Source organism: Nocardioides candidus (assembly GCF_041321175.1).
GTDB lineage: Bacteria > Actinomycetota > Actinomycetes > Propionibacteriales > Nocardioidaceae > Nocardioides.
In genome coordinates, this window is sequence record NZ_JBGGWC010000001.1 from 1,639,254 (window position 1) to 1,658,897 (window position 19,644).

Genomic DNA, 19,644 nt, shown 5'->3' on the forward strand with positions numbered 1-19,644 from the left:
GAAGGGGTTGGGCGGGACCGGGCACCGGATCGCCGCGACCGCCGATCCGGGAGGATGCGGGCATGACCTCGTGGACCCCCGGCTGGGACGCGTTCCCGCCCGCGCTGCTGGACTTCTGGACCGAGCGGCACCTGTGCACCCTCAGCAGCATGCGGGCGGACGGTCGCCCGCACGTCGTGCCGGTGGGCGTCGTGCTCGACCACGACCAGCGCTGCGCGTGGGTGATCACCGACCGCGACTCGCGCAAGGCGCGCACGATCGCCTCCGGTCCGGCGGACGGCGTGCCCGTGGCGGCCTGCCAGGTCGACGGTCCACGGTGGTCGACGCTCGAGGGTCGCGCGGTCGTCCTCGACGCGCCCGACGCCGTACGGCGGGCCGAGGAGTGCTACGCCGGGCGCTACCGGGTGCCGCGGCCGAACCCGACGCGGGTCGCGGTCCGCATCGAGGTCGGACGCTTCCTCATGTCGAGCACCCTCGCCCCGGCGCCGCTCAGCTGACCGAGGCCGCCGCGACGGCCCGAGCGGTGGAGGGACCGCGGACCTCCGTGACCGCGGCCACCACGTCGGCCGCGACGGCAACTGCCTGCTCGCGGATCTCCGGCACGGCCGTCGACTCCCACAGCTCGCCGCGGCGCAGGGCGCCGAGGGTCCACAGCGGCGTCGCGGTCGATCCGGCGCCGTCGACCACCCGCCCGCGGTCGGTGCGGAACCCCATGCCGCCGGTCGACACCGTGGCGAGCACCCCGTCGGGGCGGGGGCGCAGCAGGTCCTCCAGGAGCGGGTTCCCGAGGGTGCGGACGTCGCTGCGCGGACCGGTGCAGTTGACCACCCACCCGACCTCGCGCACGGACCCGTCGGTGAGCTCGACCCGTAGGGCCCCGCGCGGCGCGGGCGCGACGTCGGCGATCTCACCGGCCCGGATCTCGAGCCGACCCTCGCCGCGCAGGGAGGCGAGCGTCGCCGTCGAGGACGGCGGCATCCGGTGCCGGAGGAGGTTCCAGGGTCCGGCGTCGCGCGCGACGAAGGTCGCCCGGTCGGCCTCGTCCAGCCGCTGCCAGAGCTCGGCCACCCGGTGGCGCACGCCGTCGACCCCCGGCCGCCAGTCGCCGGTCTCGGCCCGGACAGCGGCCACGTGCCGCGCCGCGCGCTCGCGGATGTGCTCGAGCGAGGAACCCCAGTCGGACACGTCCGGCAGCACCGGCGGCAGCCGCCGGGCCAGGTGACCGGCGGGCAGGGCGCCGCTGCGCGAGACCGCGAGCAACCGTCCGACCGCGGGGGAGGACGACAGCGTCAGCACGACGTCGACCATGGTGAGGCCGGTGCCGACCAGGAGGGCGTCGCCGCCATTGCCGCGTACCTCGGCCAGCACGCCGGCCTCGAGCGGATCGGCCACGAACCGGGGCGACGCCCGCACTGCCGCGGGCGCCCAATGGTCGCCCGCACTCGGCAGCCCGGTCGCGACCACGACCGCGTCGGCCGCCACCTGGTTGCCCTCGTCGGTGCCGACGACGAGGCCGTCCTCGGTCCGCCGGACCTCGAGCGCGCGGGCGCGACGGTGGGTCATCGTCGCCGTACCGGACGCGTCGCGACGTGCGGTGTAGACGAGGTCGGCCAGGTAGCGCGACCACTCCATGCGCGGTGCGAACGTGTCGCCGTCGCCGCCCAGCCCCATTCGCTGCCGCCAGACCACGAAGTCGTCGGGCTGCTCCGGGAGGGCGCTCATGCCGCGGGCCGGCACGTTGAGCAGGTGGCGCGGGTCGGCGGTGCCGAACGCCGCGCCACGTGCCCAGCGCACCGCCGGGTCGACCAGCACCACGTCGAGGCGGGTGCGCGTGGCGACCGCGGTCCGCAGCAGGTGCAGGGCGCTCAGGGTGCCGGCCGCTCCGGCACCGACGACGGCGACCCGCGGACAGCCGCTCATCAGCGGGTGCGGGTCAGCTGCCGCCGGGCGTAGCCGCGGACGTCGGCGTCGGTGTCCTTGGTCGCCACCTCCAGTGCGTCGCGGACGTCGGGGCGTCCGGTCCAGCGCGCGAGGGCGATCACCGCCGCCTTGCGCACGTCGAGGTGCGGGTCGCCCGTCGCGCCGACCAGGGCCGGTACGGCGAGGTCCTCCGCGCAGCCACCGAGGCCCTTGGCCGCCCCGGTGCGGACCTGCCAGGCGGCGTCGGCGAGTCCGGCGACGCAGAGCGCGTCGAGCCCGTCGGTGCCGCCGACCCCGGCAGCGGCCTCGAGCGCGGCCGCCCGCACCAGCAGCTCGGTGTCGCCCGCGAGCACCACCAGGGTGGGAGCGGCCTCGACCGCCACCGGTCCCAGACCGCCGAGCCCCAGCGCTGCCGCGACGCGGATCTCGCGCTCGGCGTCCGCGGCCGCCGCGACCAGACCGGCCACGTCGTCGTGGCTCACCAGCCCGCGCACGGCCTGGACCCGGACGCGAGCGTCACCGTCGGCGAGCGCGGACCGGTAGAGCTCCGCCGAGCCCAGCGAGAGCGCGCGGAGCACGTCGAGCACGGCCGCCCTGACCACGGGGTCGGGGCTCGTCGCGGTCGGTGCCAGCGCGTCGGCGAGCGCCTGCTCCGCGGGCAGCACCTCGACCAGCTCGCGGAGCGCCACCGCCGCGGCCGAACGCACCGCGCCGTCGTCGTCGCCGAGCGCGCGGGCGAGCAGCCGTCCGGTGCCCGCGGGCACGACCTCGGTCACCGTGGCGACCGCCGTCCGCCGTACCTCTGCATCGGGGTCGGTGAGGAACGGCTCGAGCTCGCCCGCCGACGGGCCGTTCTCCGCGAGCTCGAGCAGCTCGAGGATCCGTGGGTTGTCGAGGGGCCGCGTCCCCACGGGCTGCGTCTCGATACGTCGCTCGCTGCGCCCGCTCCTGCTCGACGACCGGTTGGTCACCACGGCGAGCACGCCGCCCTCGACGGGGGCGGGGACCTCGATGTCCGGCACCGGTACGACGTAGTCGTTGACCGGCCGCGAGATGAACTCCATCGCGCCGTCACCACGGCGACGCACGTTGAGGTGGAAGAACCAGTTCGCGTCGTCGCGCTGCGGGATGTCGGCCCGCTCGTGGTAGAGCCCCCAGCGGCTCTCCTCGCGCACCAGCGACGCGCGTGCCGCCAGCTCGGCACAGTCGCGGATGAAGGACACCTCGACGCAACGCATCAGCTCGTGCGCCGTGCGCGCGCCCATCTCGTCGAGGTCGGCCTCCATCCGGGTGAACGACTCGATGGCGATCTCGAGCTTCTTCGCGGTCTTCGGCGGCGCGACGTAGTCGTTGACGAAGCGGCGCAGCTTGTACTCCACCTGCGGCTGCGGCGGGCCGTCCGGCCGGCGCAGCGGCGCGTAGATCAGCTCGTGCGCGGCGGTGATCTGGTCCTCGGGCAGCGTCTCCGGGACGATGCCGTGCTGGGCCGCGTGACCGCCGGCGAGGTCGCCGAAGACGAACGCGCCGATCATGTAGTTGTGCGGCACGCACGCGAGGTCGCCCGCCGCGTAGAGGCCGCGGACCGTGGTCTGCGCGTCCTCGTCGACCCACACGCCGGAGGAGGAGTGCCCGCCGCAGAGCCCGATCTCGGAGATGTGCATCTCCACGTCGTGGGTCCGGTAGTCGTGGCCCCGGCCCTCGTGGAACGTGCCGCGCGTGGGCCGCTCGGTGTGGTGGAGGATCCCCTCCAGCGTGGTCAGCGTCTCGTCGGGGAGGTGGCTGAGCTTGAGGTAGATCGGGCCGCGGGCGGAGTCGATCTCGCGCTTCACCTCCGACATCATCTGGCCCGACCAGTAGTCGGAGTCGACGAAGCGCTCGCCTTCCGCGTTGACCTGGTAGCCGCCGAACGGGTTGGCGACGTAGGCGCACGCGGGGCCGTTGTAGTCCTTGATCAACGGGTTGATCTGGAAGCACTCGATGCCGCTGAGCTCCGCGCCGGCGTGGTAGGCCATCGCGTAGCCGTCGCCGGCGTTGGTCGGGTTCTCGTAGGTGCCGTAGAGGTAGCCGCTGGCCGGCAGCCCGAGCCGGCCGCAGGCGCCGGTCGCGAGCACGACAGCGCCGGCGGCGACGGTCACGAACTCGCCCGACCGGGTGTCGAAGCCGACCGCCCCCACAGCGCGGCCGTCCTCGGGGTCGGTGAGCACGCGCACCGGCATGACCCGGTTCTCGATTTGCACCAGCTCGCGGATGTGCCGTTGGCGCAGCACGCGGTAGAGCACCTTCTTGACGTCCTTGCCCTCGGGCATCGGCAGGACGTACTTGCCGGAGCGGTGGACCTGGCGGACGGCGTACTCGTTGTGCTCGTCCTTCTCGAACTTCACGCCGTAGCGCTCGAGCCGCTTCACCATGTCGAAGCCGCGGCTGGCGGTCTGCCACAGCGTCCTCTGGTTGACGATGCCGTCGTTGGCGCGGGTGATCTCGGCGACGTAGTCCTCCGGCGTCGCCTTGCCCGGGATGACCGCGTTGTTGACGCCGTCCATGCCCATGGCGAGCGACCCGGAGTGGCGCACGTGCGCCTTCTCCAGGAGCACGACGGACGCACCTGCCTCGGCGGCGGTGATGGCCGCCATCGTGCCGGCCGTGCCGCCGCCGACGACGAGCACGTCGCAGGTCAGCTCGCGCCGCTCGGTGACCGGCGGGATCGACAGGGTGGTGGGGGTGGTGGGGGTGTCCTGCACGGCAGTCACGCGACGGACCTCTCGCTCGGGGCGTCCGGGATCGGCGCCAGGGACTGGGTGGTGGCGAGGTGGGCGAGCACCTCGGCGCGGACGTCGGGACCGGGCGGCCGGGCCGGGTCGCGGGGCTGGTCGATCCGGTGCTCGGAGACGATCCCGTGCCGACCGAGCACGACGATCCGGTCGCCGAGCACGAGCGCCTCGTCGACGTCGTGGGTGACGAAGACGACCGTGCAGCCCGACGCCTGCCAGGCCTCGACGAGCAGGCGCTGCATGGATGCCCGGGTCTGGGCGTCGAGCGCACCGAACGGCTCGTCCATGCAGATGACGCCGGGGCCGGTGGCGAGTGCGCGGGCCAGCTGCACCCGCTGGCGCATGCCGCCGGAGAGCTGGCCGGGCAGCCGGTCGGCGAAGCGCGAGAGCCCGACCCGGTCGAGCCACTCGGCGGCGCGCCGGCGGCGCTCCGCCCGGCCGACTCCCTGAACCTCGAGCGCGAGCTCGACGTTGCGCCGCGCCGAGCGCCAGGGGAGGAGCGCGTCCTCCTGGAAGACCAGCGTCCGGTCGCCGCTGGTGCCCTCGACCGTGCGGCCGTTGGCCAGCAGGTCGCCGTCGATCGGCCGGACCAGCCCGGCGATCGCGCGCAGGAGCGTGGACTTGCCGCAACCGGAGTGGCCCAGCACGACGAGGATCTCGCCCGGCTCGACGTCGAGGTCGATGCCGTCGACGACGGGCTCGCCGGCGTAGCCCAGTGTGAGGTCGGAGGCCCTGATGGCGGCGGGGTGGACGGTGCTGCTCGGGGTGGTCATGACGCGCTCCTCTGCTCCGAAGAAAGCCAGCCGGTGAGGCGGCGTCCGACCAGCTCGACGCAGCCGGAGGTCAGCCAGCCGATGGCGCCGATCGAGAGCATCCCGACCAGCACGTTGGGGTAGTCGACGATCGTGTAGGCCTGCCACGTGCGGTATCCCAGGCCGAAGTCGCCGGAGATCATCTCCGCGGAGATGACGCAGATCCACGCGACGCCCATGCCGACCGACAGGCCGCCGAAGACGCCGGGCACGATGCCGGGCAGCACCACGGACCGCATCACGCGCAGTCGCGAGGCGCCCATGGTGAGCAGGGCGTCCTCCCACACCGTGGGCAGGGCCCGCACGGCGTGCCGGGTGCTCACCAGGATCGGGAAGAACGCCGCGGTCGCCGTGATGAAGACGATGCCCTGCTCGTTGGTGGGGAAGAGCAGGATCGCCACCGGCACGAGCGCGATCGCCGGGATCGGCCGCGCGATCTCCAGCAGCGGCTTGAGCACGTCGGAGGCCCAGTGCGACCGGGCGAGGACGACGCCGAGACCGATGCCGAGCACCGAGGCGAGGGCGAAGCCGCTGAGGATGCGCACCAGGCTCTGCGTGACGTCCTGGTAGTAGCGGGGCGTCGCGAGCTGGGTGCGGAACGCCTCGAAGACCTCGACCGGACCCGGGAGCCGGTTGAAGCGCAGCCAGAACGTCACGTCGTTGGCGCTGAGCAGGTGCCAGACGAGCACGGCGGCGGCGACCGATGCGAACCGCACGACCCAGCGCAGCCGGTTCCCGGTCCCGGACCGTCGCGCTACCGGACGCGAGCGGACCGGGACCGGCTCCGCCGGCGGAGCGGTTGCGGGTGCCGCCGGGGTCGGGGTCTGCACCGGCGCGGTCATCGGACGCTGTCCAGTGCGTCGGCGTAGGTGAGCGGCTGCGCGCCCTGGTGGTCGGAGAGGTAGCCCCCACGAGACTCCTCGGTCGCGAACGCGACCAGGTCCGTGCCGTCCTTCGCCCACAGCATCTTGTCGGCGAACCAGCGGGTGTGGGTCACCGCGTCGGGGAGGTACGACGCCCGCACCGAACCGCCGTCGGCCTCGACCGCGGCCACGTTGCGCAGCAGGCAGGTCGGGTCCGCGACCGGGCGCGGCTCGGCCTCGCCCTGGACCCAGACCTCGCCCGCCGTGTCGGGGTCCTTCACCTTGGTCTTGCAGACCGCGTCGGTGCCGGTGATGGCGGCGGCGTTGGTCTGGCTCGTGGTGGCCGCGTCGTAGCCGTCGCCGTACGCCTTCTGGACGACGCTGTCGTCGACGAACGAGTCGACGTCGAGCGGGTCGCTGATGACGCCGATCGACTCCAGGAACGGCACGTCGTGCTTCAGCGCGGCGACCTCGTCGTCCTTGATGGTGGTGTCGAAGGTGGAGACGCCGTTGCGGCCGTTGTAGAGGTAGACGACCTCGGGCGGGAGGCCGGTCACGTCGGCGACCTTCTCGGCCGCCTCGACCGGGTGCTCGTGGAGGTAGTCGGTCGCCTCGATCTGCGCCTCGATGAAGGCCTGGGCGATCTCGGGGTGCTCGTCCAGGAACTCGTTGCGGATCACGGTGCCGTGCAGGGTGGGCAGGTCCAGCTCACCGCCGTCGTAGACCAGGCGGGCGTCGTCGCGGAACGCCAACAGGCCGGGCCAGGCGACGAACTGGGCGAACGCGTCGACGGAGCCGCCCTCGAGGGACGAGGCGCCGACCGGCGGGTCCTGGTTCTCGATCGAGACGTCCTTGGTCGGGTCGATGCCGATCTCGTCCAGCGCCTGCACCAGGGTGCCGTGGCCCGCCGAGCCGACGCTCGTGGAGATGTCCGCGCCCTTCAGGTCGCTGAGCCGCTGGACGTCGGAGTCCTTGTCGACGACGACGCCGTTGAGCGCTCCATGGGGGTTGTAGCCGGTGATCGACAGCATCGACGTGCCGTCGTCACCGGTGCCGGCGCGCGAGCCGTTGATGAGGAGCGGGTAGTCGCCCATCGAGCCGATGTCGATCTTGCCGGCGAGCATCTGGGTCGTGATCGGCGCGCCGGTGTCGTAGTCCTGCCACTCGACCTTCAGCTCGGGGTCGATCTCCTCGAGCTTGTCCTCGAAGTAGCCGAGGTCGCGCAGCAGGGTGCCGGCGGTGACGGTGTTGATGGTCTTGGACTGGTAGCCGATGACGATGACGTCCTCGGACTCGCCGGCACCCGCGACGGAGCAGGCGGTCAGCGCGCTCGCCGCGAGCACGGCCGACAGTGCGCCGGCGAGCAGGGTGGTGGATCGTCTCACTGGGTTCTCCTGGGTGGGTGGGCGCGGGTCAGCGCAGGAGGTAGGGGATGTTGACGGTCACGGCGCCGGTCGGGCAGCGGTCCGCGCACGGGCCGCAGTACCAGCACTCGTCGACGTGCATGTAGGCCTTGTTGGTCTCCGGGTCGATGGCGAGCGCGTCGAGAGGGCAGACCTGGACGCACAGGTTGCAGCCCTCGATGCAGAGCGACTGGTCGACCGACACCGGGACCTGGGCCCGGGCGTCGACGAGCGGGATCGGCTGGGGAAGCGTCTGCGTCGTCGACGGGGAGCCGTCGGAGCACGAGGCCTTGCGGGAGGTGGTCACGAGATCTCCTGGGGGTGGAGGCGGCTGGCCCGGTGGGTGGTGCCGCGAAGGGTGAGGCGGTCGCCGCGGAAGCGGATGAACTCGAAGTCGACGGGCCGGCCGTCGTCGAGGTGGGTGAGCCGCTCGACCATGAGCAGCGGGGCGTGGCGGGGCGTGCCGAGGACCGCCGCGCTGTGGGGGTCGGCCGCGACCGCCTCCATGACGAGGTCGGCGTGGCCGAGCGATCGCCCGGACACCTCCTCGAGCAGCGCGAAGACGTCGTTGCCGGCGAGGTCGCGACCGAGCAGCAGGCTGCCGAGGTCGGGCACCAGGTAGGTGAGGTCCAACGACAGCGGCACGCCGTCGAGGTGGCGCAGCCGCTCGATGTACAGCACGTCGTCGTCGGGCGCGAGCTCCAGGCGCTGACGTACGGCGGCGGGCGGGCGCGTCATCGCCAGGGCCCGCACCTCGTTGTGCACCGTGCCCCGGCCGTCGAACACCTCGGCCAGGCCCTGGAGCCTGTCGAGCCCGTGCGGGTGCTTCTGGCCGACCACGGTCGTGCCGACGCCGGGGCACCGGTCGACCAGTCCTTCGGCGCGCAGCAGGTCGAGAGCGGCGCGCACCGTGTTGCGGGTGGTGGAGAACTCGACAAGCAGGTCCGCCTCCGAGGGCAGCCCGTCGTCGTACTGACCGCTGAGGACCTGGCGCCGCAGGACATCGGCCACCTGCCGGGCCCGGTCGGCGCGCCGCCGGGGGAGGTCGGCGGAGGGTGGGAGGGAGGTCATGACACTAACCCTAGTAAGTCACTAGAGATTAGTGTTAGTCCCTTCCGGTTGCGCCACCGGAATTTCTTTTCACCCCCCTCTGACCTGCGCGAACAGGTCGGAGACAGGTAGTTGCGCCACCCCTCGGCGGGTCGCCGGAGGGGGGTCGACTCTGCCGAAACCGCTGCCGACGGGCGCGTTCGGGAAGTAGCGTCCCAGGGGTCGGGTAGCGGCACGAGCCAAGGAGGTCTCATGGGGACCAAGCGCCGGGCGGCAGTCGCCGCCCTGACCGTGATCGGGGCCGTGCTGGGACCCCTCGGCGCCGCCTCGGCGGCGACCCTGGTGGCCAGCACGTTCACCGCGAACGCCGACGGGTGGTCGGTCCTCGGTGACTCCGCCGCGCCCGCGACGTGGGTCTCCTCGGGTGGCCACCCGGGTGGCTTCATCCAGGTGGACGACACGGTGTCGGGCGGTGTCATGTACTGGGTCGCGCCGGCGAAGCTCCTCGGCGACCAGTCGGCGGCCTACAGCGGACGGCTGCGCTTCGACCTGCGGCAGTCCGACCTCTCGAGCCAGTTCGACGCCGACGACGTCGTGGTCGAGGGCGGCGGCCTGACCCTCGTCTACGACACCGCCGCCAACCCGGGCACCACCTTCACGCGCTACTCCGTGCCGTTGACCCCGGTGGGCTGGCACAAGGCGACGCTGGCCGGGCCCCGGCCGAGCGTGGCGGAGGTCAAGACCGTGCTCGCGTCGATCACCTCGCTGAGGATCCGGGCGGAGTTCCGCACCGGCGCCGACACCGACGCCATCGACACCGTGGTCATGACCGCCCCGCCGGAGACGAGCATCACCTCGGGCCCGGCGCACAACAGCACGACCGCGGACTCGACGCCCACCTTCACCTTCGCGTCCAGCGAGCCGACCGGCGCCCGGTTCCAGTGCCGCATCTTCCCCGGCATCCCCGCGTCGGGCGTGTTCACCGCGTGCGACTCCGGGACGTTCACCGCCGCGCCGCTCGCGGACGGGCTCTACACCTTCCAGGTGCGCACGCTCGGTGCGTCGGGGGTCGACCCGACCCCGGTCGTCCGCCGGTTCACGGTCGACGCGCCCTAGGGGCGCACCGGTCGATGTCCCGGCGGGGTGAGCGATTCGGGCGGCAGAGTGAGCGCTCCCTAGACTGACCCCATGCCCGAGATCTCCCGCGACGAGGTGGCCCACCTGGCCGATCTCGCCCGGATCGACCTCGATGACGCTGAGCTGGACCACCTGGCCCCCCAGCTCAACGTGATCCTCGAGTCGGTCGCGTCCATCCGAGGGGTGGCCGGTGACGACGTCCCGCCGACGTCCCACCCGATCCCGCTCACCAACGTGTTCCGCGACGACGTCGCGGTCCCGTGCCTGACCGCCGAGCAGGCGCTGTCGGGCGCGCCGGCGAGCGAGGACCAGCGCTTCAGCGTGCCGCGGATCCTGGGGGACGAGCAGTGAGCGGCACGGACTGGACCAGGAGGACGGCGGCCGAGCTCGCCGACGCCCTCGCCGCCGGCGAGGTGACCTCCGTGGAGCTCACCCAGGCGCACCTCGACCGGATCCTCGCCGTCGACGGCGACGCGACCGCCGGGGTGCACGCGTTCCTGCACGTCGACACCGAGGGTGCACTCGCGGCCGCTCGTGCGTCGGACGAGCGCCGGGCCGCGGGCACTCCGCTGCACGCGCTCGACGGCGTGCCGATCGCGGTCAAGGACGTGCTCGCCACCGAGGGCCTGCCCACGACGTGCGGTTCGAAGATCCTCGAGGGCTGGGTGCCGCCGTACGACGCCACTGTCGTGCGCCGCATCCGGGCCGCCGGTCTGCCGATCCTCGGCAAGACCAACATGGACGAGTTCGCGATGGGCTCCTCCACCGAGCACAGCGCCTACGGCCCGACCCGCAACCCGTGGGACCAGACCCGGATCCCCGGCGGCTCCGGCGGCGGCTCCGCCGCTGCGGTCGCCGCGTTCGAGGCGCCGCTCGCGGTCGGCACCGACACCGGCGGCTCGATCCGCCAGCCCGGCGCGGTCACCGGCACGGTCGGCGTGAAGCCGACGTACGGCGCCGTGTCGCGCTACGGCCTGGTCGCGCTGGCCAACAGCCTCGACCAGGCGGGACCGGTCACCCGGACCGTCCTCGACGCAGCGCTCCTGCAGGAGGTCATCGGCGGGCACGACCCGCTCGACTCGACCTCGGTCGACCAGGAGCTGCCCTCGCTGGTCGACGCCGCGCGCTCCGGCGCCGGCGGCGACCTGTCCGGTGTGCGGATCGGCGTCATCAAGGAGCTCTCCGGCGACGGCTGGCAGCCCGGCGTCATGGCGCGCTTCCAGGAGTCGGTCGACCTGCTGGTCAAGGCCGGCGCCGAGGTGGTCGAGGTGTCGTGCCCGACCTTCGTGCACGCGCTGGCGACCTACTACCTGATCCTGCCGGCGGAGTGCTCCTCCAACCTCGCGAAGTTCGACGCCATGCGCTACGGGCTGCGGGTCACCCCCGAGGCTGGCAAAAATGGGGGACTGCCGAGCGCCGAGGACGTCATGAAGGCGACCCGTGACGCCGGCTTCGGCGACGAGGTGAAGCGCCGCATCATCATCGGTACCTACGCGCTGTCGAGCGGCTACTACGACGCCTACTACGGCCAGGCGCAGAAGGTGCGCACGCTGATCAGCCGCGACTTCGAGGCCGCGTTCGAGCAGGTCGACGTGCTGGTCTCGCCGACCGCGCCGACGACCGCCTTCGAGCTGGGGGAGAAGCTCGGGGACCCGCTGGCGATGTACCTCAACGACCTCGCCACCATCCCCGCCAACCTCGCGGGCGTGCCCGGCATCTCGGTCCCGGCCGGCCTCGCCGAGGAGGACGGGCTGCCGGTGGGCTTCCAGGTCCTCGCGCCGGCGCTCGCCGACGACCGGTGCTACCGGGTCGGCGCGGCGCTGGAGGCGCTGCTCACGGCCGAGTGGGGCGGTCCGCTGCTCGACAAGGCACCGGCTCTCGAAGGAGTGGTCCGATGACCGACACCCTCGTCCCGTTCGACGACGTGCTGGCGTCGTACGACCCTGCCCTCGGGCTCGAGGTGCACGTCGAGCTCAACACCGTCACCAAGATGTTCTGCGGCTGCCCGACGGAGTTCGGTGCGGCCCCCAACACCCAGGTCTGCCCGACCTGCCTCGGCCTGCCGGGGGCGATGCCGGTCGTCAACGGCAAGGCGGTCGAGTCGGCCATCCGCATCGGCCTCGCGCTCAACTGCGAGATCGCCGAGTGGTGTCGCTTCGCGCGGAAGAACTACTTCTACCCGGACATGCCGAAGAACTTCCAGACGTCGCAGTACGACGAGCCGATCGCCTTCGACGGCTACATGGACGTCACTCTGCCGACCGAGGATGGCGACGGCGAGACGTTCCGCGTCGAGATCGAGCGTGCGCACATGGAGGAGGACACCGGCAAGTCCACCCACATCGGTGGCGCGACCGGTCGCATCCACGGCGCCGACTACTCGCTCGTCGACTACAACCGCGCCGGCATCCCCCTCATCGAGATCGTCACCAAGCCGATCGTCGGTGCGGGTGCGAAGGCGCCCGACGTGGCGCGGGCCTACGTCGGCCAGCTGCGCGAGCTGATCCTCGCCCTCGGGGTGTCCGACGCGCGGATGGAGCAGGGCTCGATCCGCGCCGACGTGAACCTGTCGCTCTCGCCCGCCGGGTCGGGCGTCCTGGGCACGCGGACGGAGACGAAGAACGTCAACTCGCTGCGCTCGGTCGAGCGTGCCGTCCGCTACGAGATGTCGCGCCACGCGGCCGTCCTCGACGCGGGGGAGTCGATCCTCCAGGAGACCCGTCACTGGCACGAGGACACCGGCGTCACGACGTCGGGCCGTGAGAAGTCCGACGCCGAGGACTACCGCTACTTCCCCGAGCCCGACCTGGTGCCGGTCGCGCCGTCGCGGGAGTGGGTCGAGGAGCTGCGCGCCACGCTGCCCGAGAACCCCACGGCGAAGCGGGCCCGCCTGCAGTCGGAGTGGGGCTTCACCGACCTCGAGATGCGCGACACCGTCGGAGCCGGCGCGCTCGGCCTGGTGGAGGAGACCGTGGCCGCCGGGGCGTCGCCGCAGACCGCGCGCAAGTGGTGGCTCGGTGAGCTCGCCCGCCGCGCCAACGACACCGACACCGCGATCGACGGCCTGGGCGTGACCCCGGCCGACGTGGCCGCCGTCCAGGCGCTGGTCGACGCCGGCACGATCAACGACAAGCTGGCGCGCAAGGTCTTCGAGGGTCTGTACGCCGGCGAGGGATCGCCCGCCGAGATCGTCGAGAAGCGCGGACTGGCCGTGGTCTCCGACGAGGGCGCCCTCTCGACCGCCGTCGACAACGCGATCGCCGCCAACCCCGAGGTGGCCGACAAGATCCGTGACGGCAAGGTCGCCGCCGCCGGCGCCCTCATCGGCGCGGTCATGAAGGAGATGCGCGGCCAGGCCGACGCCGGGCGGGTGCGCGAGCTGATCCTGGAGAAGCTCGGCTGACCTCCGACCGGTCCGTCCGGCCACCGGCCCGATGGTGCCAGGAGCGCTCCACGCGATTAGGCTGCTGGGAGATCCAACCAACACGCCCGTGGTGGGGGAAGCCGGTCGAAGTCCGGCGCTGACCCGCAACCGTGGGCCGCGCTCTCCCGGGAGCGCGGCGAGCCGGAGCACCTGTCGCGGAGCGTCCTGACGTGCACGCTGTCGCGGAGAGCAGCGGGTCGGGCCGCCCACGGTCCCTTCCCTCTGTTGCAGCGGGAAGGAACACCATGCCCACCACCATCCTCGCCCGGCTCGGCGTCGCCGCCCTCGGCGGCTCGCTGCTCGCGGCCGGGCTCGTCGTCGGCGGTCCCGCCCCGGCGTCCCACGCCCACGACGACGCGGACCCGACGCCCGCCGCGATCGCGGCCGACTGGCTCAGCGGCGAGGACGCGGCCCTCGGCGGCTTCGGCGGCTTCGGCTGGGGCGCCTCGATCGACGTCGCGCTGGCGCTGAAGGCGGCCGGCGGCTATGCCGACCGCGTCGACGACATCACCACCGCGCTCGGCGACCACGTCCTCGACTACATCACGGGCGGAGCATTCGACCCCGACAGCACCTACGCCGGCCCGGCGGCCAAGGCTGCCTACTTCGCCGGCCAGGTCGGCGACGACCCGACCGCCTTCGGCGGGCAGGACCTCGTCGGTCGGGTCGAGGGGACGGTGCAGGAGTCCGGACGCGTCCAGGACGTCTCCGGCTTCGGCGACTACGCGAACGTCTTCGGCCAGACCTTCGCCGCACGCGCCCTCACCGACGCCGACAGCGCCCAGGCGGGCGCGGTGACCGGCTTCCTCCTCGACCAGCAGTGCAGCGCGGGGTTCTTCCGCCTCGACTTCACCCGCGTCTCTGACGGCGACGTCAACACCTCCGACCCGGCGACCGACGACGGCTGCGACGACGCGACCTCGGCCCCGAGCGTGGACGCGACCGCCCTGGCGATCGTCGTGCTGAAGCCACTGGCAGCGACCGACCCCGCGATCGCCGACGCGCTCACCGCGGCGAGCGACTGGCTGGTGACCGACCAGCGCGCCAACGGCTCCTTCGACGACGGCGACCTGATCGGCCCCAACGCCAACAGCACCGGCCTCGCGGGCAACGCCCTGATCACCTCGGGCCGGCACGAGGCGGCGGAGAAGGCGGCCGGCTGGCTGCGCAGCCTCCAGCTGAGCGGCACGCGCTGCGACGGCGCCGCCAAGGCCGACATCGGTGGCGTCGCCTACGACGGCGCGTCGCTGCGCGAGGCCCTGGCCGGCGGCATCGCCGACCGGGCGAAGTTCGCCCGGGCCACGTCGCAGGCCATCCCGGCCCTCCTCGCGGCCCCGGAGAGCGCGACCACCCTGACCTTCAAGGCACCCGCCTTCCTCGACGGCGGCGGCAAGGCGAGGATCAAGGTCTCCGGCCTCGCGCCGGGCGAGGCGGCCTGCGTGGGCGTCGGCAGGTTCATCCAGCGCGTCCTGCCCGACGCGGCGGGCAAGGCCGTCGCCAAGGTGAAGGTGCCCGACCGCACCGGTGACGTGCCGGTCGTGGTCGACACCTCCGACAACTCCGCCGGCATCGAGGACCTCGCCCTCGCTGCTGCCAAGCTGCCGGTCGGCCTGCGCGACAGCGTCGCGCCGCGCGGTGACCAGCGCGTCGTGGTGCGCGGACTGGCGTCCGGCGAGCACGTCGTCGTACGACAGGACGGTGACGTCGTGGCCCGCGGCACCGCGACCACGCGTGGCCGCTTCACCGCGACCTTCCCGGCCCCGCGCGCCCACGGCAAGCACGTCGTGAAGGCACGAGGCCAGTTCCGCGACCGCGCCGGCCAGGCGTCGTACCAGGTCCGATGAGGCGTACGGCGGCCTCGGCGCTGGCAGCGGTCGCCGCAGTCCTCGCGGCTGCGGTGACCGGCGTCGTCGCGACCCCGGCGCCCGCCGAGGCCACCGCCTGCAGCGGTACGACGGGCATCACCGTCGTCGTCGACTTCAACGAGCTCGGCGGCGGCATCACCGCGGGCTGCGACCCCGACGGCGCCGGCGAGTCGGCGACCCAGGTCTTCGAGCACGCCGGCTACGAGCTCACCTACGTGCAGTCCGACCCCGGGTTCGTGTGCCGGGTGTCGGGCAAGCCGGCCGACAACCCCTGCGTGCGGACCCCGCCGACGACGGCCTACTGGAGCCTGTGGTGGTCCGACGGCGAGTCGGGTCGCTGGACCTACGCGACGAGCGGGGCCAACGGCCTCGAGGTGCCCGAAGGCGGCTACCTCGGCTTCTCCTGGCACCAGGGCGACGGCCGGGCGCAGGCTCCGGACGCCGTACCGACCCCGCGCGAGAGCACTCCGACACCGAGCCAGCAGCCGACGCACACCGGCGGGGGCCACCAGGGCGGCCCGACGGGCGGCGCCACGGACGGAGCGCCCACCACGGCGCCCACCCAGGCCTCCGCGCCGACCTCCACGGCGACGTCGTCGGCTCCCGCCTCTCCCACGAAGGCGAGCACACCGGCATCGGACAAGCCCGGGAGCGAGGCCACCGAGGCCACGGAGACCGGCAGCAGCACCGTGCCCGGGGCCGCCGAGATCACGGCCGACCCGCCGGGCACCGTGAGCACCGAGTCGTCCGCCGACGACGGGGGGACGCTGCCGACGTGGATCGGGCTGGGGCTGGCGGCCGTCGTGCTCGGCGCCGCGGGCGTCGTCGTCGCGCTCCGCCGACGCGAGCGGGGCGGTCCGCCGGCATGACGCCGGCGCGCGACCTGCACCCGGTCGCCTGGTGGTGCTGGGCGGTCGGCCTCGCGGTCGGCGCCTCCTGCACGACCAACCCGTACCTCCTGCTGCTCCTGGTCGCCGTCGCGACGACCACGGTGCTGGCCTGCCGCGGCGACCAGCCCTGGGCGCGGTCCTTCCGGCTCTACCTCTGGCTCGGGGTGGTCGTCATCGTCGTGCGCGTCGTCTTCCGGGTGCTCGTCGGCGGTGCCGACGCCGGGACGGTGCTCGTCGCGCTCCCGGAGATCCCGTTGCCCGACTGGGCCGCGGGCGTCGACCTGCTCGGGCCGTTCAGCCGCGAGGAGCTGCTCGCCGCCCTCTACGAGGGCCTGCGGCTCGCCACCTTGCTGATCGCGGTCGGTGCGGCCAACGCCCTGGCCAACCCGAAGCGGCTGATGCGGTCACTGCCGCCCGCGCTCTACGAGGTCGGTACGGCGATGGTCGTGGCGATCACCGTCGTCCCGCAGCTCGCCGACAGCGCCCGCCGGGTGCGCGCCGCCCAGCAGCTGCGCGGCGGGGAGCGGGGGCGGGTGCCCCGGGTGAGCAGCCTGCGCCGCCTGCTCGTCCCCGTGCTCGAGGACGCCTTCGAGCGCTCGCTCGCGCTGGCCGCGGGGATGGATGCCCGCGGCTACGGCCGCAGCGGATCCGCGAGCCCGGGCGAGCGCCGCCGCACGGGTGGGCTCATGCTCCTCGGCCTGCTCGGGATCCTCGTCGGGGTCTACGCCTTCCTCGACGCGACCGCGCCGAGGGTCCTCGCGTGGCCGATGCTGGCGCTGGGCGTGCTCGCCGCGCTCGGCGGGTTCGTGCTCGCCGGGCGCCGGGTCGAGCGCACCCGCTACCGGCCCGAGCGCTGGCGTGGGGCGGAGGTGCTGGTCGCGTTGTCCGGCGCCGTCGTCGGCGCGGGGCTGTGGGCGGCGCAGCACTGGGAGCCGTCGGTCGCCTACCCGGGCGTGGCCGTCGTACCGACGCTCAGCGTGGGCGCCGTCCTCGCGGTGCTCGCCGGGGTGGCGCCGGTCTTCGTGGCGCCGCCGCCGCTCACGGCGCAGAACCGCCTCGGCGTAGGGGTGGCGTGATGCTCGAGCTGCGCGACGTCACCTTCACGTACAGCGACGGGCCGGTCCTCGACCGGGTCGACCTCGCCATCGACCACGGCGAGCTGGTGCTGCTCGCCGGCCCGACGGGAGTCGGCAAGTCGACGCTCCTCGGGGTCACGGCCGGGCTGGTGCCGGCCTTCACCGGCGGCACGCTGACCGGCGACGTGCTGATCGACGGCGTGAGCGTGCTCGAGTCGCCGGCCCGCGAGCGCGCGCACCTCGTCGGCTACGTCGGCCAGAACCCGCCCGCCTGGTTCGTCACCGACACGGTCGAGGAGGAGCTCGCCTTCGGGATGGAGCAGCTCGGCCTGGCCGCGCCGACCATGCGGAGGCGGGTCGAGGAGACGCTCGACCTGCTGGGCATCGCCGACCTGCGCCACCGCGACCTGCGCACGCTCTCCGGCGGGCAGCAGCAGCGGGTCGCGATCGGGTCCGTGCTCACCACCCACCCGCGGCTCCTGGTGCTCGACGAACCGACCTCCGCGCTCGACCCGACCGCGGCCGAGGACGTGCTCGCCACCCTCACCCGACTGGTCCACGACCTCGGTGTCTCGGTGCTCGTCGCCGAGCACCGCCTCGAGCGCGTGGTGCCCTTCGCCGATCGGCTCTGCCTCCTCGGTGTCGGCGGGCGGGTGCGGGTCGGCGATCCCGCCGAGCTGCTCGTGGACGCTCCGATCGCACCGCCCCTCGTCGAGCTCGGGCGGGTCGCCGGTTGGTCACCGCTCCCGCTGACCGTGCGCGACGCCCGCCGCCGCGCCGCGCGCGCCCCCGAGCTCTCGGCCCTCGAACCGCCCGAGGAGGAGCCCGAGGCGCGAGGACGACGCGAGACCGCGGTCGAGGTGCGCGGCCTGTCCGTCCAGCACGGGCCGGTCGCGGCGCTGCGCGAGGTCGACCTCACGCTGGGGACGGGCAGCGTCACCGCGCTGATGGGCCGCAACGGTGCCGGGAAGTCGACCCTCCTGTGGGCGCTCCAAGGCCGGCACTCGCCCACCCGCGGCACGGTGCGCATCGACGGCGCGGAGCCGCACCGGCTCAAGCCCGACCGGCGCCGGCAGCACACCGGGTTGGTGCCGCAGAGCCCGGCCGACCTCCTCTACCTGGAGACGGTCGCCGAGGAGTGCTCCGCCGCAGACCGTACGGCGGCCGCACCGCCCGGGACCTGCAAGGCGATCCTGGACCGGCTGACTCCCGGTATCGGCGAGGGCGGACACCCCCGGGACCTCTCCGAGGGTCAGCGGCTCGCGCTCGCGGTGGCGATCGTGCTCACGGCCGGCCCGCCGGTCCTGCTGCTCGACGAGCCGACCCGCGGCCTGGACTACCCCGGCAAGCACGCGCTCGCGGAGGTGCTGCGCGACCTCGCGGCGGAGGGCCGCGCGATCCTCGTCGCCACCCACGACGTCGAGTTCGTCGCGCAGGTGGCCGATCGGGTGGTCGTGCTCGCCGAGGGCGAGGTGGTGTCGAGCGGACCGGTACGTGACGTGGTCGCCGAGTCGCCGGCGTTCGCGCCGCAGGTGACCAAGGTGCTCGGCCCGCCGTGGCTGCGGGTCGACGAGGTCGCCGCCGCCCTCGCCTCCACCGCGGCGGAGGTGCCGCGATGAGCGTCGTCGAGGTGGGCCGGCAGGCCGCCGTACCCCTGCGGTTGCGGTCGGCCCTGGTGCTCGGGCTGGCCTCGCTGATCGGCCTGGCGATGCTGGGATGGCCGCTGTTGCTGCAGGCGGACCCGGGCCAGCGGGTCGACCCGCCGTTCGTGTTCCTCGGCCTGCTCCCGGTGATCCTCGCGGTCGTGCTCGCCGAGATCAGCGAGGGCGGCATGGATGCGCGGGTCCTGGCGATCCTCGGCGTGCTGAGCGCGGTCAACGCGGTGCTGCGCGGCGTGAGCGCGGGCACCGCCGGCCTGGAGCTGGTCTTCTTCCTGCTGATCCTCGGCGGCCGGGTCTTCGGGCCGGGTTTCGGCTTCGTGCTCGGCTGCACCTCCCTCTTCGCATCAGCGCTGATGACCGCGGGCGTCGGCCCGTGGCTGCCCTTCCAGATGCTCGTCGCGGGCTGGGTGGGGATGGGCGCGGGCCTGCTGCCGCGGCGCGTCACGGGCCGCGGGGAGATCGCGATGCTGGTGGTCTACGGCGTCCTCGCGGCCTATGCCTACGGGCTGCTGATGAACCTCTGGGGCTGGCCGTTCCTCCTCGGCATCGAGGTCCCCGGACAGGACTCCACCGACCTGTCCTACGTGCCGGGTGCACCTCTGCTCGACAACCTGCACCGGTTCGTGGTCTACACGCTGCTGACCTCCACGGGCGGCTGGGACACGGGCCGGGCGATCACCAACGCGCTCGCCATCGCGCTGCTCGGCCCGGCCGTGCTGACGACCCTGCGCCGCGCGGCGCGACGGGCGCGGGTGGACCGGCGTTAGGTTCTGGT

At 73.5% G+C, this 19,644-nt stretch carries 17 protein-coding genes; 10 read left to right on the forward strand and 7 right to left on the reverse strand.

What is annotated here, in order from left to right; translation table 11 throughout:
* Positions 1–62 precede the first annotated feature (62 nt).
* Positions 63–497, forward strand: coding sequence for a pyridoxamine 5'-phosphate oxidase family protein (locus tag ACAX67_RS08175; protein ID WP_370703313.1), 435 nt, complete (start codon positions 63–65; stop codon positions 495–497).
* Here ACAX67_RS08175 and ACAX67_RS08180 read toward each other — a convergent pair.
* From ACAX67_RS08180 to ACAX67_RS08210, 7 genes are all read right to left on the reverse strand, one after another.
* Positions 490–1,920, reverse strand: a complete 1,431-nt coding sequence (locus tag ACAX67_RS08180; RefSeq protein WP_370703314.1) for an FAD/NAD(P)-binding protein — start codon at positions 1,918–1,920, stop codon at positions 490–492. The two genes, ACAX67_RS08175 and ACAX67_RS08180, sit on opposite strands and share 8 nt — an antisense overlap.
* Positions 1,920–4,667 (reverse strand): fumarate reductase/succinate dehydrogenase flavoprotein subunit, encoded by a 2,748-nt coding sequence (locus ACAX67_RS08185; protein WP_370703315.1) that lies wholly within the window; start codon positions 4,665–4,667, stop codon positions 1,920–1,922. Before ACAX67_RS08185 ends, ACAX67_RS08180 begins: the two co-directional genes overlap by 1 nt.
* Entirely contained in the window at positions 4,664–5,461 is a 798-nt protein-coding gene (locus ACAX67_RS08190) for an ABC transporter ATP-binding protein (protein WP_370703316.1), read from the reverse strand. Before ACAX67_RS08190 ends, ACAX67_RS08185 begins: the two co-directional genes overlap by 4 nt.
* The gene (locus tag ACAX67_RS08195) at positions 5,458–6,216 is read right to left on the reverse strand and encodes an ABC transporter permease (RefSeq protein WP_370703317.1); all 759 of its coding nucleotides are present in this window, start codon (positions 6,214–6,216) and stop codon (positions 5,458–5,460) included. The genes ACAX67_RS08190 and ACAX67_RS08195 overlap by 4 nt, the downstream gene beginning before the upstream one ends.
* A 122-nt stretch (positions 6,217–6,338) precedes the next feature.
* A complete protein-coding gene (locus tag ACAX67_RS08200; protein WP_370703318.1) occupies positions 6,339–7,748 on the reverse strand; it encodes an ABC transporter substrate-binding protein in 1,410 nt (469 codons plus the stop codon).
* A 28-nt stretch (positions 7,749–7,776) separates the two neighbouring features.
* On the reverse strand, positions 7,777–8,073 hold the full coding sequence (locus tag ACAX67_RS08205) for a 4Fe-4S dicluster domain-containing protein (RefSeq protein ID WP_370703319.1): 297 nt from the start codon (positions 8,071–8,073) through the stop codon (positions 7,777–7,779).
* The gene (locus ACAX67_RS08210; RefSeq protein ID WP_370703320.1) at positions 8,070–8,837 is read right to left on the reverse strand and encodes a GntR family transcriptional regulator; all 768 of its coding nucleotides are present in this window, start codon (positions 8,835–8,837) and stop codon (positions 8,070–8,072) included. The genes ACAX67_RS08205 and ACAX67_RS08210 overlap by 4 nt, the downstream gene beginning before the upstream one ends.
* A 231-nt stretch (positions 8,838–9,068) precedes the next feature.
* On the opposite strand from ACAX67_RS08210, the gene ACAX67_RS08215 reads away from it, so the two are divergent.
* The 9 genes from ACAX67_RS08215 (at position 9,069) to ACAX67_RS08255 (ending at position 19,636) form a co-directional block, all read left to right on the forward strand.
* Complete coding sequence (locus ACAX67_RS08215) at positions 9,069–9,932, forward strand: laminin B domain-containing protein (RefSeq protein ID WP_370703321.1); 864 nt, start codon at positions 9,069–9,071, stop codon at positions 9,930–9,932.
* A gap of 72 nt (positions 9,933–10,004) precedes the next feature.
* Positions 10,005–10,304, forward strand: a complete 300-nt coding sequence (gene gatC / locus ACAX67_RS08220) for an Asp-tRNA(Asn)/Glu-tRNA(Gln) amidotransferase subunit GatC (RefSeq protein WP_370703322.1) — start codon at positions 10,005–10,007, stop codon at positions 10,302–10,304.
* Positions 10,301–11,851: an Asp-tRNA(Asn)/Glu-tRNA(Gln) amidotransferase subunit GatA gene (gene gatA / locus ACAX67_RS08225; RefSeq protein ID WP_370703323.1), complete on the forward strand. Its 1,551-nt coding sequence runs from the start codon at positions 10,301–10,303 to the stop codon at positions 11,849–11,851. The genes gatC and gatA overlap by 4 nt, the downstream gene beginning before the upstream one ends.
* Positions 11,848–13,356 (forward strand): Asp-tRNA(Asn)/Glu-tRNA(Gln) amidotransferase subunit GatB, encoded by a 1,509-nt coding sequence (gene gatB / locus ACAX67_RS08230; RefSeq protein WP_370703324.1) that lies wholly within the window; start codon positions 11,848–11,850, stop codon positions 13,354–13,356. The genes gatA and gatB overlap by 4 nt, the downstream gene beginning before the upstream one ends.
* Positions 13,357–13,622: 266 nt before the next feature.
* Positions 13,623–15,221: a prenyltransferase/squalene oxidase repeat-containing protein gene (locus tag ACAX67_RS08235; protein ID WP_370703325.1), complete on the forward strand. Its 1,599-nt coding sequence runs from the start codon at positions 13,623–13,625 to the stop codon at positions 15,219–15,221.
* Entirely contained in the window at positions 15,218–16,111 is an 894-nt protein-coding gene (locus ACAX67_RS08240; protein ID WP_370703326.1) for a hypothetical protein, read from the forward strand. The genes ACAX67_RS08235 and ACAX67_RS08240 overlap by 4 nt, the downstream gene beginning before the upstream one ends.
* Positions 16,108–17,208, forward strand: coding sequence for an energy-coupling factor transporter transmembrane component T (locus ACAX67_RS08245; protein WP_370703327.1), 1,101 nt, complete (start codon positions 16,108–16,110; stop codon positions 17,206–17,208). Before ACAX67_RS08240 ends, ACAX67_RS08245 begins: the two co-directional genes overlap by 4 nt.
* On the forward strand, positions 17,208–18,827 hold the full coding sequence (locus tag ACAX67_RS08250; protein ID WP_370703328.1) for an ABC transporter ATP-binding protein: 1,620 nt from the start codon (positions 17,208–17,210) through the stop codon (positions 18,825–18,827). The genes ACAX67_RS08245 and ACAX67_RS08250 overlap by 1 nt, the downstream gene beginning before the upstream one ends.
* Positions 18,824–19,636, forward strand: a complete 813-nt coding sequence (locus ACAX67_RS08255; RefSeq protein WP_370703329.1) for an ECF transporter S component — start codon at positions 18,824–18,826, stop codon at positions 19,634–19,636. Before ACAX67_RS08250 ends, ACAX67_RS08255 begins: the two co-directional genes overlap by 4 nt.
* Positions 19,637–19,644 lie beyond the last annotated feature (8 nt).

Bases quoted from the DNA above. Each gene is read 5' to 3' on its own strand.
- ACAX67_RS08175 (WP_370703313.1), top strand. From the start codon at position 63: ATGACCTCGTGGACCCCCGGCTGGGACGCGTTCCCGCCCGCGCTGCTG.
- ACAX67_RS08180 (WP_370703314.1), bottom strand. From the start codon at position 1,920: ATGAGCGGCTGTCCGCGGGTCGCCGTCGTCGGTGCCGGAGCGGCCGGC.
- ACAX67_RS08190 (WP_370703316.1), bottom strand. From the start codon at position 5,461: ATGACCACCCCGAGCAGCACCGTCCACCCCGCCGCCATCAGGGCCTCC.
- ACAX67_RS08210 (WP_370703320.1), bottom strand. From the start codon at position 8,837: ATGACCTCCCTCCCACCCTCCGCCGACCTCCCCCGGCGGCGCGCCGAC.
- ACAX67_RS08215 (WP_370703321.1), top strand. From the start codon at position 9,069: ATGGGGACCAAGCGCCGGGCGGCAGTCGCCGCCCTGACCGTGATCGGG.
- gatC (WP_370703322.1), top strand. From the start codon at position 10,005: ATGCCCGAGATCTCCCGCGACGAGGTGGCCCACCTGGCCGATCTCGCC.
- gatB (WP_370703324.1), top strand. From the start codon at position 11,848: ATGACCGACACCCTCGTCCCGTTCGACGACGTGCTGGCGTCGTACGAC.
- ACAX67_RS08235 (WP_370703325.1), top strand. From the start codon at position 13,623: ATGCCCACCACCATCCTCGCCCGGCTCGGCGTCGCCGCCCTCGGCGGC.
- ACAX67_RS08240 (WP_370703326.1), top strand. From the start codon at position 15,218: ATGAGGCGTACGGCGGCCTCGGCGCTGGCAGCGGTCGCCGCAGTCCTC.
- ACAX67_RS08245 (WP_370703327.1), top strand. From the start codon at position 16,108: ATGACGCCGGCGCGCGACCTGCACCCGGTCGCCTGGTGGTGCTGGGCG.
- ACAX67_RS08250 (WP_370703328.1), top strand. From the start codon at position 17,208: ATGCTCGAGCTGCGCGACGTCACCTTCACGTACAGCGACGGGCCGGTC.
- ACAX67_RS08255 (WP_370703329.1), top strand. From the start codon at position 18,824: ATGAGCGTCGTCGAGGTGGGCCGGCAGGCCGCCGTACCCCTGCGGTTG.